This is a genomic window from Demequina lutea (assembly GCF_013409005.1).
Lineage (GTDB): Bacteria > Actinomycetota > Actinomycetes > Actinomycetales > Demequinaceae > Demequina > Demequina lutea.
This window is the reverse complement of record NZ_JACBZO010000001.1, coordinates 2,643,268-2,657,284: the sequence shown is the minus strand read 5'-3', so window position 1 is coordinate 2,657,284 and position 14,017 is coordinate 2,643,268. Positions and strand designations below refer to the sequence as shown.

The window sequence follows — 14,017 nt, the reverse complement described above, 5'->3', positions numbered from 1 at the left end:
GCCTACCTCGCCGCCGCCGTGACGAACTCGATGATCGAGTCCGCGACGTAGTCGAGCATCGGCTCCGTGAGGCCCGGGTAGACGCCCACCCAGAACGCGCGGTTCATGACGATGTCGGTGTTGGTGAGGTCGCCGACCACTCTGAAGTCGACGCCACGGTAAGCGGGCTGCTTCATGAGGTTTCCAGCGAAGATGAGCCTGGTGCCGATCTTGCGCCCGTCGAGGAACCGCATGAGCGCGGAGCGGTCGACGGGGTGCTCCGGGTCGAGCGTGATCGGGTAGCCAAACCACGAGGGATCCGAGTTGGGCGTGGCGCGGGGGAGGATCAACCCCTCGACTCCGGTAAGACGCTTCTCGAGGTAGGCAAAGTTGCGCTTGCGCGCGGCCACGAAGCCGTCGAGCTTGTCAAGTTGCGAGAGCCCCAGCGCGGCCTGCATGTCGGTGGCCTTGAGGTTGTAGCCGATGTGGCTGTAGATGTACTTGTGGTCGTAGCCCATCGGGAGGTCGCCCAACTGCCACTCGAAGCGTTTTTCGCACGTGTTGTCGTGGCCCGTCTCGCAATAGCAGTCGCGACCCCAGTCGCGGAAGGACTCGACCTGCTTGCGCACCAGCGGCGACTTGACGAAGACGGCGCCGCCCTCACCCGTGGTGATGTGGTGGGCGGGGTAGAAACTCACGGTCGCGGTGTCACCAAAGCTGCCGGTGCGCTGGCCGTTGTACGTCGACCCGAGCGCGTCGCACGAGTCCTCGACCAGCCAGAGCCGGTGCTCCTTGCAGAGTTCCTGGACCACGCCGAGGTCGAAGGGGTTGCCCAGGGTGTGGGCCATCATGATGGCGCGCGTCTTTGGCCCGATGGCCTCCCGCAGGCGGTCGCCGATCGCGTCGTAGGTGCCGAGTTCGACGTCGACGACGACGGGGCGAAGGCCGTTCTGAATGATCGGGTTAACGGTGGTCGGGAACCCAGCGGCCACGGTGACGACCTCGTCGCCCGGCTTGAGGGCCCGCCTGCCCAGCTTGGGGCTCGTGAGGCCACTCAGTGCCACCAAGTTCGCGCTCGAACCGCTGTTGACGAACAGGGCGCTGCGCGCGCCCACGTACGTGGCGAGCGCCTCCTCGAACTTGGTATGGAACCGTCCCGCGGTGAACCAGCCGTCCAGAGAAGCGTCGACCAGGGCAGCGAAGTCCTCGGGGTCAAGGACCTTGCCGGACACGGGCACAGTCGACTCACCGGGGACGAACTCCGCTTTCGCGAGCTTGGTCTCCGCGTATTGGCGCACCTGGTCGAGAATCGACTTGCGTTCTAGGTCGGAAATGATCTGTCTCCTCATATGCAGCGGTGCTTCGCCCCCCGGGCGCCACAGGTTCACCAATCTTAGCCGCGACTACGGGGCGTGGGTGGCAGCCTGGACTTCCGTGGCCGGCTCGCCGTAGGCGTTCGCGTCGAGATTACCAAGGGGGATCGTTTCCGTTAGGTGACCCCGGCCCCACGCGACGATCACGACGGCGCTCGCCAGAATCCACAGCATCGGTGCGAGAGACGCCGTCGTGGACGCGATCACCTGGCCTCCCGGGTACTGCGTCGGATCCAACGTGAGGATGTGCGGCAACAGGATCCGCGTGAGACTCGCCGCCGTGGCGAGGACGAAGAGCCCGATCGCCGCGGCCTGCATTCGAGTCTTGGCGACGCCGTCGAGGGCGCCCCTCCACCGGTCGCGGTCGGGCGAGGCGTCGAGCGGATCGCGCAGCAATACCGCGGCGATTGCGAGGCATGACGAGAGGGAGTACGACCACGTGGCTCCCGGAAAGAGAGTGGCGCTCATTAACACGAGGCTGGCCGACAGGAGCACGGGGAGCTCGCGGCCGAGCGCGATGACCAGCAGGATCACGATGGTCGCGACGATGAACGCAGCGATGCCACCGTAATGCGCGATCCCTAACCCGCCAAGAGGCTCGCCCCCGAATCCCAGTAACAGCCGGTCGAGCTCGTAGACGCCTTTACCGAGCGACACGTTGGGCGGATAGTCGGCGGCCATCGAATACTGCCTGCCGTAGTGCACCACGGCGATCACGGAGTCGACCAAAGTCTGCGGGAAAGCCCGCGGCCATGCCGCGTACGCAAACAGGTTGGTCAGTCCTACGGAGAGGAGCGCAACGACGGACAGGCGCCACTTGCGCAGGGCCCACAGCACGGCAATCAAAATGAGGAATTGTGGGCGGATCAGGGAGGCCGCGGTGATGGCAACGACGGCGCCGGCAAATTTGCCGCGGCGAATCGCGACGAGAAAGGCCAAAAGGGCGGGAACGGCAAGGGCCGCACTGTTCCCTCTGTCGAGAGCCGACAGGGCCGGAACGGTGAGAAGGCCGAAGGCGCCCAAGGCAACCAGTCTCGGCGTCAATGACTTGCCCCGACTTGCCCAAACCGCGGGGGTGACGAGCGCCGCAGTCAGCAGCAGCAGAAAAGACATCAGGCCGGCCCTGGGACTGCCAGCCACGTCGCCGATCCAACTAGTGATCACGTTGGGGAGCATCCCCGAGGCCGAGTAGTTCGACTTGTGATCCGACCATGGGTTCTCTGAGTGGACGAATTCAACGACCTGGTAATAGTCGCTGAAGCAGTGCGTGCCGACGCCGGACGTGTTGGGATCGCCATCGGGACAGTGATCGTCCTGAGGAATGAACGACAGCGAACTGACGACGTCGACGCCTTGATACGACGCGACGACGCTCGTGCCGAGGAATAGCGCGCCCCCAATAAGGACGGCGGCGATGAGTAGGGCGCTCGGTGAGTACCCGGCGCGTACCGATGAAGTCAGTGTCGAAGCGGCTCGTCGGCTTCGCGCGAGGGCGTTCGTGGCACTTCTCACCATGGTGGTCCTCAGCGGCATCGCGCCTGGCTCCTTGCTCGCGTCCTGTGGTCAGGGAAGGCCCGTCCAACTGCGTGTGCGTCGATGCTACCGGCTCGGTTCATGGGCGCGCGCCAGCGCGCCACGCTACCGAATTCCCGGTAGTAAGGTGGGCGCGTAACCGATGAGGTCGACTAGCGTCCTCATTTAGATCTCGTCGAACGGACGTGCGAAACCGTGAAAGCCGTGCTTCTCGCTGGAGGTCTGGGCACCCGCATGCGCGAGGAAACCGAATTCCGCCCGAAGCCGATGGTGGAAGTCGGCGGTAAGCCGGTGCTGTGGCACATCATGAAGATCCTAGGCGAGCAGGGCATCAACGACTTCGTGATTTGCACCGGGTACAAGAGCGAGTTCATCAAGAACTACTTCGCGAACTACGGTGCCGCGAATCAGGACTTCACCGTCAAGTTGGGCGACCCATCAAGCATGGTGGTCCATGGCGCGCATGATGAGTTCGACTGGACGGTCACCGTGGCTTACACCGGAGCCGCGACCATGACGGGTGGTCGCATCAAGCGGGTACAGAAATACCTGGGAGACGAGCCGTTCCTGTGCACGTACGGCGACGGCATCGCCAACATTGACCTCAAGGCGTTGCAGGCATTCCACGCCGGGCACGGCAAGACCGCCACGATGACTACCACCCAGCCCACCACCCGCTTTGGTGTGGTGGACGTGGCGGAGGACGGCGGGGTGCGTCAGTTCAGGGAGAAGCCGCGCAGCGACGATTGGATCAATATCGGGTTCTTCATCTTTGAGCCCGGTATTTTTGACGTTCTTGAAGACAACTCGGTGCTCGAGCAGGAACCGCTCCACGAGTTGGCGGATCGGGGACAGATCGCTGCCTTTAAGCACGACGGGTTCTGGCAACCGATGGACACCTACCGTGAATCGATCATGCTCAACGACCTGTGGGACACGGGCGCCGCTCCATGGAAGATCTGGAAGTGATGGACACCTCAGCCAAGAAGAGAATCGCGCTTGTTGTACCGGCGTACAACGAAGAGGACAGCATCGACGAGTTGGCACGGCGATTGACCATCATGTTCGACACGGAGTCCGCATACGACTTCGAATGCATCGTCATTGAGAACGGCTCCGTGGACAGCACCATGGAGAAGCTCGAGGCCATCACCGCGGCCGATGCGCGCTTCAAGGTGCTCCAGCTCGCGCGGAACTTTCGCATGGACGGCGGCCTGACCGCAGGGCTGAGCGTGGTCGACGCCGACGCGTGCATCCTCATGGCCGCGGACCTCCAGGACCCACCTGAGTTCATCCCGAACTTTATCCGCAAGTGGGAGGAGGGCTACGAGAACGTCTACGGGGTGGTGACCAAGCGCACCGGAACCGGACCTCTGAGGACCTTCAACTCCAAGGCCTTCTATTGGCTTGCGGGCAAGCTCACCGAGGACCGTATTCCGCGCAACGCGAGCGACTTCCGGCTCATCGACCGCAAGGTGTACGAGGCCGTGCGGGCCATGGAGGAACGCAACCGCTTCGTCAGGGGCCTGGTCTCGTGGACGGGGTTCAAGTCGATCGGACTGCCGATGGTGCGCGAGGCGCGGTTCGCTGGTGTCTCGAACGCACACAGCCTCAAGGTGCTCGACCTCGCGTTCAAGGGGATCTTTGCCCACTCGTACGTGCCGCTGCGTCTCATCACTATCACCGGATTCGTGATGACTTTCGTCGCCGCCATCTCGCTCGTGGTGCTCACCGTCAAGGCGCTCGCGTTCAGTGTGCCCTTCAACGGATTCGGCACGCTCATCGGGATCATGCTGGTCGGCTTTGGGGTCTTGACGCTGCTGGTGGGAGTCGTCGGCGAGTACGTCGGCCTCATTTACGAGGAAGTCAAGCAGCGCCCGAACTACATCATCTCGAGGAAGATCGGATGGTAGCCGTGGCGCCCGTCAAGTACTCGGATCAGCTGATCGACTGGCTGAAGGAGGACGGCTACACCCATTGCTTCTTCGTCGCCGGCGGCAACATCATGCACCTGCTCGACTCGGTGCGGAGTCGCATGACGTGCGTGCCCTTCATCCACGAAGTGGGTGCCACGATCGGCGCCGAGTATTTCAATGCAGCGCGCGACCCCGAGGGCGGGCGAGCTTTCGTCCTGGTCACGGCGGGCCCCGGCGTCACCAACACCCTCACTGGAGTTGCGGGAGCATGGCAAGAGAGCAGGGAACTTCTTGTCATCGCCGGACAGGTGAAGAAGGAAGACCTGGCAAACGGCGAGGTGCGCCAGCGCGGAATCCAGGAGATCGATGGAATGGCGCTTGTCGAGAGCATCTCGAAGGCTTCGCTACGCATCGAAGCTCCCGTGCCGCGCGACGAGATCATGGCGCTCGTCCACCAGGGACGCGAGCCCCGCATGGGCCCCGTGTTCTTAGAAATATGTCTCGACGCGACGGCCGCGGCTCCTCTTCCCGACGACGGCGTTGGCGCCTTCCCCGCGTGGTTGCCCGATGTGGATGCGGTGTCCACCGCGGACATCGACCGGGTGCGAGAGTGGCTTTCTGATTCCGCCCGCCCCGTCGTTCTCGTGGGCGGCGGTGCGTCGCGCGCCACCATCCGCACCCTTGTCGAGGAGACGGCGGCGGCGGGAATCCCTCTCATGACCACATGGAATGGCGCGGATCGGGTCCCCACAGAACACCCGATGTACGCCGGGCGTCCCGATACGTGGGGCCAGCGGTCGGCGAATGTGTTGGTGCAGCAGGCAGACCTAGTGATCGCCGTCGGCGCCCGACTTGGCCTCCAGCAGACGGGCTTCTCCTGGCAGCAGTTCGCCTCAGTCGGCCGTGTGGTGCAGGTCGAGATCGATGAGGCGGAACTTACCAAGGGTCATCCGCGCGTCGATTTGCCGCTCAGGGGCGATGCGGACCGGTTCCTCTTCGACCTGTACACGGGATCGCTTCCCGCGCCAGCGCGGTGGGCAGAATGGCGATCGTTCATCAAGGACGTGCGCCGCGAGCTGCCCCTCAACGAGGCGGTCAATGTCACGGCCGAGGGATTCGTCAAGCCTTACGAGTTGGCGATGGGCATCTGCGATATAGCCGGTCCCCGCGATGTGGTGCTTCCGTGCAGCAGCGGCGGCGCGGCGACCGTGTCGATGCAGTCGTTGCGGATGCGGGCCGACCAGAAGCTCGTGGGCGACAAGTCGCTCGCCAGCATGGGTTACGGCCTCGCAGGATCGATCGGCGCTGCGCTCGCGAACCCCGACCGCACCGTCTTCCTGACGGAGGGTGACGGCGGCTTCGCCCAGAACCTGCAGGAACTGGGCACGCTCGCCGCGACCGGATGTTCCGTGAAGATCTTCCTCATGGTCAACGGTGGCTACGCCTCGATTCGCATGACGCAGCGCAACTACTTCGGTGGCGCGTGGATTGGTTGCGATGAGTCCACGGGCCTTGGCCTGCCCCGATGGGAGACCCTCGCGGCGTCCTATGGGATTCGCTTCGCACGGATGGATCCCAGCGACCCGTTCGGTGGAGCCGTGGGTCAAGCGATCGCTGCACCAGGTCCTGCGCTGATCGAGGTGCCCATTGACCCGGAGCAGACGTACTTCCCGAAGATCATGTCAGCGGTGCAGCCCGACGGTTCGATGCGGTCGAATCCGTTGCACCTCATGAGCCCCGACCTTTCCGAGGATGTTGCCGTGCGTGTGTTCCGCTACCTCGACGTCTGAGCCTTCTCAGCGTCGCGCAACAGGCCTGGTGCGATCAGCCGAGCAGTAACTCGATGAGGTCGAGCGGGGTGGTCGCGATGGCGGAGGCCCCTGCGGCCTCGTCCACGGTGCCGTATCCCCATGTGGCAAAGATGGACGCGACGCCCAGTTCGACGGCCGCGCCGATGTCGTGGTGTCTGTCCCCGATCATCGCGGGTCGGTTCCCTAGGAGGTTGCCCTCAGCGAGCCCATCGAGCGCCGCTGCGAGGACATCGCGCTTCGACGAACGACCCGCCGAATCCATCGCGCCGCGAACCACGGCAAAGTGACCCGTCAGTTCCAGGTGATCGAGCATGGCCCTGGCGGGCCCCTCCGGCTTGGACGTGGCGATCGCGAGCGGCACGCCAGCCGCATTCAGCGCCAGCAGCACATCCCTCACGCCCGGGTAGGGCTCTGCGTTAAGGAGCCCTATCGAGTCGTAGTGTGCCCGGTAGTGGGTGAGCACGTGCTGTGCGGTCTCCTCTTCCAGGCCCGCTCGCTCGCACAGCGAGAACAGCATCGGCGGCCCTAGCCACGTCATGAGTTCGCTCAGCGGCGGCGCCTCGAGTCCCGACCTCGCGAAGGCCTCCTGGACGCTACCAACGACTCCAGGGGCGGAATCGGCGATCGTGCCGTCAAGGTCGAATAGCACGCTGGAGTACGGCCGCGCCGGAGCGCCCACATCTGCCGTGTGGGTCAGGGGTGTGTCCATCCCTCGACCCTATCGGCGAGGTCGCGATGGCTGGGCCTTGCGGGCATGGGCGTCTTCGATACGCACTAAGATTTCATGCGGGGCTCGCGGGGACGTCACAGTCGCCTTCCGGCCCTTTAGCGCGTGCCTTCTTGCGGTTAGAGAGACGGTGAGACCGGGGTGCGGACACCATGACTGAGAGTTGGGGAAGATGAATACGACCGAACGCCTGATGGCCGACATCCTGCGTAAAGGCAAGGAAGAGTATGGCGTCGTGAGCGTCAAGGCGGAGTTTGAGGCCGAGGGAACGCGCGTCGACGAGCTATTGCGATTGGTCGACATCTCTCGCACGGCCGGGCTTCCTCTCACGGTGAAGATCGGCGGCTGCGAGGCGATGCGCGACCTGTTGGAAGCCAAGCAGATCGGCGTGCGCTACATCGTGGCGCCCATGGTCGAGACCCCGTATGCGGTGTCCAAGTATGTCCAGGCGAAGAACATCGTCTACAACGAGGACGAGTCGATCGACACCGACTTCCTGTTCAACCTGGAGACGATCACCGCGTACAACAACCTGGACGAGATCCTCGCGATCGCATCGGCGCAGGGCGGGGTCCAGGGAATCGTCTTTGGCCGCGTCGACTTCTGCGGTTCGCTCGGTGAAACGCGCGAGACCATCAACACCCCGCGCATCACCGACTACGTGTTGAACGCGGCAGCTAAGACCAAGGCGGCCGGGCTCGACTTCGTGATGGGCGGCGCGGTGTCGTCGGACACGCTCGACATCGTCAAGGAAGTTGCCGCGGTGCACCTGACCCGCTTCGAAACTCGCAAGGTGGTCTTCGGCGGCCACGCGGCCACGATCGGCAACGTTCACGAGGGTCTCGTCAACGCGGTTCACTTCGAGTTGCTGTGGCTCACCAACAAGCGCGATTACTACGGTCGCATCACAAGCGAGGACGCGAAGCGTATCGAGATGCTCGAGTCACGCTGGCACCTGCTCAACCAGTAAGAGTTCGGGGTTGCCTAGCGACCGCGGAGGCCCGCTGCGGCAATCGTCACCTGGCCTTCGATGTCGTTGGGCGTGTGTCCCGAGGCACGGCAAGCTCCATTCCATGACTCGCTCGCGGCGTAGTACCTGTCGGGGTCGCTGCCATCTGGTTCGGCCCTGGTGATCGTCGCAGACGGATTGACGACTCTGGCGACCACATGGGCGAGTTCGCCCATTTCAAGTAACGGGCCGCCGCTGTCAATGGTGAGGACCCCTGGCGTCGTCGCGCTCGCAAGGGCGACGGCGAGCAGGTCCTCGACGCTCACGTAGCGGCGATACACGGGCCTCGTCGCCCGGATATGAATGGCACCTCGGTTCGCTTGCGTGATCATGTCGGAAAGCGCATAGCTTGCAGGCTTTTGGACAAAGGCGCCCGATACGCTCCAGGCGCGTGCTACCACCGCACACAGGGAACGCGACTCGGCCAACTCGGCGAGAGCGTCCTCGGCGTGGCGCTTGAGCCAGCCGTATGGGTTCGCGTCCATGGGGTGAAGCAACGCGTCGTCGGGGTACACGGCGGCCCCGCTCGAAATCGTGACGATGCGACGCACCGACGGCAGGCCTGCGGCCGCGAGCAGTTTCGACGTCAGCGCCTCGTTTGCGGCGACGTAGTCGGCGAGCGGCATCGTCGCGACCACGTCGCGAGTGAGGAAGGCAAAGTCGAGCACGACCGTCGGCGCGAAGGCCCGCACCGCGCGCTCGTCCCATGGTTCGCAGAGCGCTTGCACTCCACCAACCATGATCTGCTTGCTTGTGCTCGCGATGAAGAAGGTGGGGCAACGGACGTCCGCAAGCAACGCGACAGCCGTGCGTCCGAACCAGCCGGACGCCCCAAGGACCAGTACCCGGTCATCCGCGTCTAGCGAGCGGGACCAGAGGTCGCGCGCCACCGCGTGAGTCAGTTGCGTCATGGCTTTGAGGGGGTTCCTTCCCGCGCAACGGCTCACGAGTTCATTGCCAGGATCGAAGCAAGGCGTTAGCACCTTGCCTTGTGGAGCAGGGATCACACTGGACGGCAGGTTCGCGCAGAGCACGTGCCAAGCAAGCCACGCTCAACGCTAGAGTCAGGGAATTCTTCCCGCAAGGCTACCCCTGTCGAGCACTTCGACGGACTTCGTTCCACATCTCGCAGCCGCTGGGAGCGCGACCGCGTGGCCACAGATCCCGCCCGTCCCGAATGCGGGTAGGTGGGCCGACGCGCCATTGACTTGTGCGTTGGAGGGCGCCGGAGTGCCGCATGCCACCCCCAGAAGTCGTCCAGAAGTGCTCACGACGCGGTTCCTTTGTTACTCAGTCGCCGATCAGCGAACACGGCAGTTGGACGGACCACGGTGGCACTGGTCCGATCGGAATGTGGACGTGATCGACGCCCGTCGCACACTCAGTCCGTGCCTCGCGCACGGAGACAGACCAGCGTGCAGTCTCGGCCCGCTTGTCTCCCCAGTTGAAGTCCCTGAGACCCGGCGCGACCGCTATGACCAAGAACGCGGCAAGGGCGATAGTGCCGCGTGCACCCCCTGCTCGCGCGAGCCCATCCGCCGCGAACGCGAGGGCGCTCACAAACAACGCGACAGGGGCAACTGCATATCGGTCCCCGAGGGTGAAGTCGGTCCAGGCGCTGGCGCCCATGAACTGACCCTGCAAGGTGTACAGCACGGCATTGAGGCCTACCGCCATGCCCAAGAAGGTGACCACCCTCCACCGTTGCGTGGGCCCGAAATAGGCGCCCAGCGCGACGCCAACCAAGCCAATCACGGCGGCTACTTGCAAGATGTGTGCGACGTTGGCCGCGAGCCACGTCGCCACAGTGACGCCGACGAGTCCCACAAGGACCACCCGTAACCCAAACTCGTTGACATGGTCAAAGAGGCTGGGCTGTGTCTCGGCCAGGGTCCTTTCGTTCATGCTCGCGAGGCTGGCGACACCCTGAATCGCGGTGGCGACGCCCGCTGCCGCGAGAGCCCAGGTGCCCTCACGCCACGGGCGTACCGCGATACGGACGGCAAGCACGGGCCACACGAGAACCGCCCCAAGAGGATCCGACAAGATGGCCAACGCGATCACGGCCGAGGTCAGGATGATGATGCGTCGTTCGTTGGTTGGAAACGCAACGCACCACACCGCAGCCACCATGAGATACCAGTGGAGGTTAGCGAGGGTGACGACCACCTCGCCCCCCGCGACGGGAAGCGCGATGAGGGCCCACCAGAGACCCCCGATGACCAGCTTTGATCGCACGACCCGGGCGGCCACAACCGCGATCGTGGTGATGCAACTGGCTGCCACGAGAGCGGCGGCGACCGCGCATGCAACCGCCCACCATTGGACCGGAACGGCGGCGGCGATGACCATGGCGTTCAGGCGGGGGACGGTGTGGAGATACCCCGAGTAGGTATCGAACAGCGCCGAGATTCCCTTGGTGGCCGCATCGTGGAGGAAAACGGCTCCGTCTTCAGCCCACGAGACGTCGAGGGCCCTGAGGGGGCGGCGAGCGAGCAGGATCGCCGCCCCGACTGCGGTGCCAGCGAGCATGACGAGGGCGTCGAACCGTGCGGAAGGCGTCCGGACGCCCCCTAAGTACGCACCGCCCGCGAACGCCCCTCGACTGATGCTCCTCATGGTGAAGGAGGCTGCCTCGGGAAACCTAGATCGTTCCCTCTTCGATAGCGGCTGCGATCCAGGGGATGACCTCGTCGAGCATGTCCTCGAGCTTGGTGTTGGCCTCGAAGCCCAAGATTTCTTTGGCCTTCGAGGTATCGGGAACCCGACGCTGCACGTCGTACTCGAAGCCCTCGTCGTGCGCAAACGAGAGGGGCACGTCAGAACCCTTGATCTTGCGCCAGATGATCTCGGATAGCTGCGTCACCGAGTGACCGTCGGGCGTGGACAAGTTGAAGTCGTTGTTCATCGCGTCGGGGTGGAACAGGCTCATCACGATGCCGCGGGCAAGGTCGCCGCCGTAGGTGTAGTGACGAATCTGCTCGCCGGAGCCGAGGATGTGGAGAGGATCCTGACCCTTGAAGACCTTCTGGACCAGGTCGGGGACCACGTGGCTCATCGCGAGCTTGACGTTGCCGGAGTCGATCTCGACATCGCCGAGAGCACGGGATTCACCGATGCCCACGCAGTTGAACGGACGCAGGATCGTGTAGGGCAACTTGTACTGGTCCCAGGCGGCGCGCGCAAAATACTCGACCGCAAGCTTCTGGAATCCATAGGACGACAGCGGCGGTGGGATCTTGCGCTCGTCACCCTCTTTGGACGGCCAGTGGGTCGACGACTCGAAAACCATCGAGGACGACATGTAGGTGACCTTCTGCAGGCGGCCGTTGCCACCGTCGTACGCCTTGATGGCCGCGTCGCACGTCGACGCGAGGATGCGCTCGTTCTGTGCGATCAGGTCATAGGCGTACGTGTGGAAGTACGAGATGCCGCCGATGAGCGCGGCACCAGCGATGAGGTGGTCCACGTCGGAGGCGAGCTCGGCCATGAGGTCGACCTTCTCGACGTCATCCACGTAGAGCTTGTAATTGGGGTGGTCATCGTACGACTTCTTGACGGGGCCGTACTTGGAGTAGTTGTCGACTCCGACGACCTCGTGGCCGCCCTTGAGAAGCTCCTCGACGATGTAGCCGCCGATGAAACCTGCCGACCCGGTGACGAGCACCTTAGCCATGGTTGTTTCCCTTCGAGGTGGTGATATCGGGGCTTGCGGGTGATGAAGGCATCCCCTTGGCGCCCCCGTAAGCGTAGAAGTACCAATGAAGGTACTTCGGTATCCACTTGGACATCTTGAAATTGGACTGGCCAAATGTCCTGTCGAGCCAGATGGTGGGGATCTCGGCCACCGCTTGGCGGTGACGCCTAGCCTTGGCTGCAAGTTCCAGACCGATCTCGAAACCGTCGCGACTTTCGATGCCGACACGGCGCACGAAGTCGGTGTTGTAGGCCTTGTACGAGTTGGTCGCGTCTCGGGTGCCGACGCCGGCGAACCAATACAGGGTTCGACCAGCGGTGCGTGACAAGAAGGCCTTGAAGCGAGGACCACCGACCTGTTGTCCTCCAGCCATGTAGCGCGATGCTGCCGCGACGACGACGCCGCGCTCGATCAGTCGAACGAGGTCGTCGATCTGCTGCGGGTCGTCGCACCCGTCGGCCATGGTGACGACCGTGGTGGGAGCCGCCGCCGAGTCGATGCCGTATCGGATGGCATTCGCCGGTCCCCGGCCGTACGTCTGTACTACGGCACGCACGCGCTTGTCTCGGTACGCGTCCACCACGGGGATGGTCGTGTCACCGTCGGTGTCGACAACAACTAAGAGTTCGAAGTCGCTTGTGACTGCCTCGACGATGCGGTCGAGGCCGGCGACGATGTTCTCACCCTCGTTGTAGGCGGGGATGACGATGCTGACGCGTGGAGACGGCGTCACACCACCACCCCGTTGCCGAGGAGGTTCCACACGTCGGCGACGGGCTTTTCGATCACCAAGCCGCGGTATTCCGAGTGCGGGGTGGCAATGATCAGGATGTCGGACTTCGCGATCACGTCTGCGAGGGGAATGAGGGTGGGGTCTGTCTCTTCAGTGACGTGGGGATCGGTGCACAGCACCGCCTTGGCCTTGAACTTGAGCACGCGACGAAGCTTGTAGGACAGCGAGGACCGGATGTCGTCCGAGCCGCCCTTGAAGGCCATGCCCAGGATTCCAACGGTCATCTGTGACAGGTCGTAGCGCTTCTCAAGTTGCGACACCACGTAGAGCGGCAGACCCTCGTTCACGAGCATTGCCGAGTGGCCGAGCCCAAACTTGTTGTCCGAGAACGCGGCCAACTGCATCGTGTCCTTGAACAGGCAAGGGCCTGCGGCGAATCCCGCCCCCGGGATGTCCTTGGCACGAGGGTAATTGCGGCTGAGGCCTTCCCGTATGACCTCGTAGTCGAGACCGCGCTCGTTGGCCATCATGTAGAACTGGTTGGCCGCCGCGAACTTGATGTAGCGCCACGTGTTGGTGAACAACTTGGCGAGTTCGGCCTCTTCTGGGCTGAGGTGCACAATCTCATCGGTGAGGGTCGAGAACAACTTCGCGGCACGCTCCCGTCCGCGGTCCGTGCGAGACGAGACGATCTGCGGCAGGGAGAAAAGCTCCTCCATTGCCTTGTGCTCGGCGATCCGCTCGGGGCAGAAGGCAACGTCCATGTCGAGACCGAGGTCGGCAACCATGCGCTCAACGAGGGCAGTGACTCCGGGAAACAGTGTCGAGCGCAGAATCAGAATCTGGCCGTCGCGGAAGTAGGTTGCCGTGTCAGCGAGAGCGGCCGGAATGGCGTTCGGGTCCGGGTTCAGGTGCTCATCGACGGGAGTGCCAATCACGACGATCACGTGTGCGGCCTGTCCAACGATCGCCGGATCGGCCGACGCGATCAGTTGGCCGTTCGCGAGGCTCGCCTTGAGCTTCGGCTCGGCGCCGGGCTCGGTGAACGGCATGACCCCCGAATTGATGACGTCAACTGTGGCCGCGTTGATGTCATAGATCGCGACCTTTGAACCTCTGTCTGCCAAGCCGATCGCGAGCGGCAAGCCAACGTGGCCCCCCCCACCGACGACGACGACATCGTGAGTGAACGCTTCTGACATGGACTACCCCGCTCCAAAAACAGTCGTACGTAAGTCA

The 14,017-nt window shown here is 63.7% G+C and carries 12 protein-coding genes; 4 read left to right on the top strand and 8 right to left on the bottom strand.

What is annotated here, in order from left to right; all coding sequences use genetic code 11:
* Positions 1-2: 2 nt before the first annotated feature.
* Positions 3-1,328, bottom strand: a complete 1,326-nt coding sequence (gene rfbH / locus BKA03_RS12755) for a lipopolysaccharide biosynthesis protein RfbH (RefSeq protein WP_062074273.1) — start codon at positions 1,326-1,328, stop codon at positions 3-5.
* A 54-nt stretch (positions 1,329-1,382) separates the two neighbouring features.
* Complete coding sequence (locus BKA03_RS12750) at positions 1,383-2,885, bottom strand: DUF2029 domain-containing protein (protein ID WP_062074272.1); 1,503 nt, start codon at positions 2,883-2,885, stop codon at positions 1,383-1,385.
* A 204-nt stretch (positions 2,886-3,089) separates the two neighbouring features.
* Between BKA03_RS12750 and rfbF the strand changes: the two genes are divergently transcribed.
* Genes rfbF through BKA03_RS12735 form a run of 3 tightly spaced genes read left to right on the top strand, consistent with a single transcriptional unit; the run spans position 3,090 to position 6,591 of the window.
* Positions 3,090-3,854: a glucose-1-phosphate cytidylyltransferase gene (gene rfbF, locus BKA03_RS12745; RefSeq protein ID WP_274518617.1), complete on the top strand. Its 765-nt coding sequence runs from the start codon at positions 3,090-3,092 to the stop codon at positions 3,852-3,854.
* Positions 3,836-4,798: a glycosyltransferase family 2 protein gene (locus BKA03_RS12740; protein WP_202965707.1), complete on the top strand. Its 963-nt coding sequence runs from the start codon at positions 3,836-3,838 to the stop codon at positions 4,796-4,798. The genes rfbF and BKA03_RS12740 overlap by 19 nt, the downstream gene beginning before the upstream one ends.
* Positions 4,792-6,591: a thiamine pyrophosphate-binding protein gene (locus tag BKA03_RS12735; protein WP_062074269.1), complete on the top strand. Its 1,800-nt coding sequence runs from the start codon at positions 4,792-4,794 to the stop codon at positions 6,589-6,591. Before BKA03_RS12740 ends, BKA03_RS12735 begins: the two co-directional genes overlap by 7 nt.
* A gap of 34 nt (positions 6,592-6,625) precedes the next feature.
* Here BKA03_RS12735 and BKA03_RS12730 read toward each other — a convergent pair whose 3' ends face one another.
* Positions 6,626-7,321 (bottom strand): HAD hydrolase-like protein, encoded by a 696-nt coding sequence (locus BKA03_RS12730; RefSeq protein WP_062074268.1) that lies wholly within the window; start codon positions 7,319-7,321, stop codon positions 6,626-6,628.
* 190 nt (positions 7,322-7,511) lie between these two features.
* Between BKA03_RS12730 and BKA03_RS12725 the strand changes: the two genes are divergently transcribed.
* Entirely contained in the window at positions 7,512-8,309 is a 798-nt protein-coding gene (locus BKA03_RS12725) for an aldolase/citrate lyase family protein (protein WP_062074267.1), read from the top strand.
* A gap of 14 nt (positions 8,310-8,323) precedes the next feature.
* On the opposite strand, the gene BKA03_RS12720 is transcribed toward BKA03_RS12725, so the two are convergent.
* From BKA03_RS12720 to BKA03_RS12700, 5 genes are all read right to left on the bottom strand, one after another.
* Complete coding sequence (locus tag BKA03_RS12720) at positions 8,324-9,259, bottom strand: NAD-dependent epimerase/dehydratase family protein (protein WP_062074266.1); 936 nt, start codon at positions 9,257-9,259, stop codon at positions 8,324-8,326.
* 379 nt (positions 9,260-9,638) lie between these two features.
* The gene (locus BKA03_RS12715; RefSeq protein ID WP_062074265.1) at positions 9,639-10,967 is read right to left on the bottom strand and encodes a hypothetical protein; all 1,329 of its coding nucleotides are present in this window, start codon (positions 10,965-10,967) and stop codon (positions 9,639-9,641) included.
* 25 nt (positions 10,968-10,992) lie between these two features.
* Positions 10,993-12,024 (bottom strand): NAD-dependent epimerase/dehydratase family protein, encoded by a 1,032-nt coding sequence (locus BKA03_RS12710; protein WP_062074264.1) that lies wholly within the window; start codon positions 12,022-12,024, stop codon positions 10,993-10,995.
* Entirely contained in the window at positions 12,017-12,778 is a 762-nt protein-coding gene (locus tag BKA03_RS12705; RefSeq protein WP_062074263.1) for a glycosyltransferase, read from the bottom strand. The genes BKA03_RS12710 and BKA03_RS12705 overlap by 8 nt, the downstream gene beginning before the upstream one ends.
* Positions 12,775-13,980: a nucleotide sugar dehydrogenase gene (locus tag BKA03_RS12700; RefSeq protein WP_062074262.1), complete on the bottom strand. Its 1,206-nt coding sequence runs from the start codon at positions 13,978-13,980 to the stop codon at positions 12,775-12,777. The genes BKA03_RS12705 and BKA03_RS12700 overlap by 4 nt, the downstream gene beginning before the upstream one ends.
* Positions 13,981-14,017: the final 37 nt, after the last annotated feature.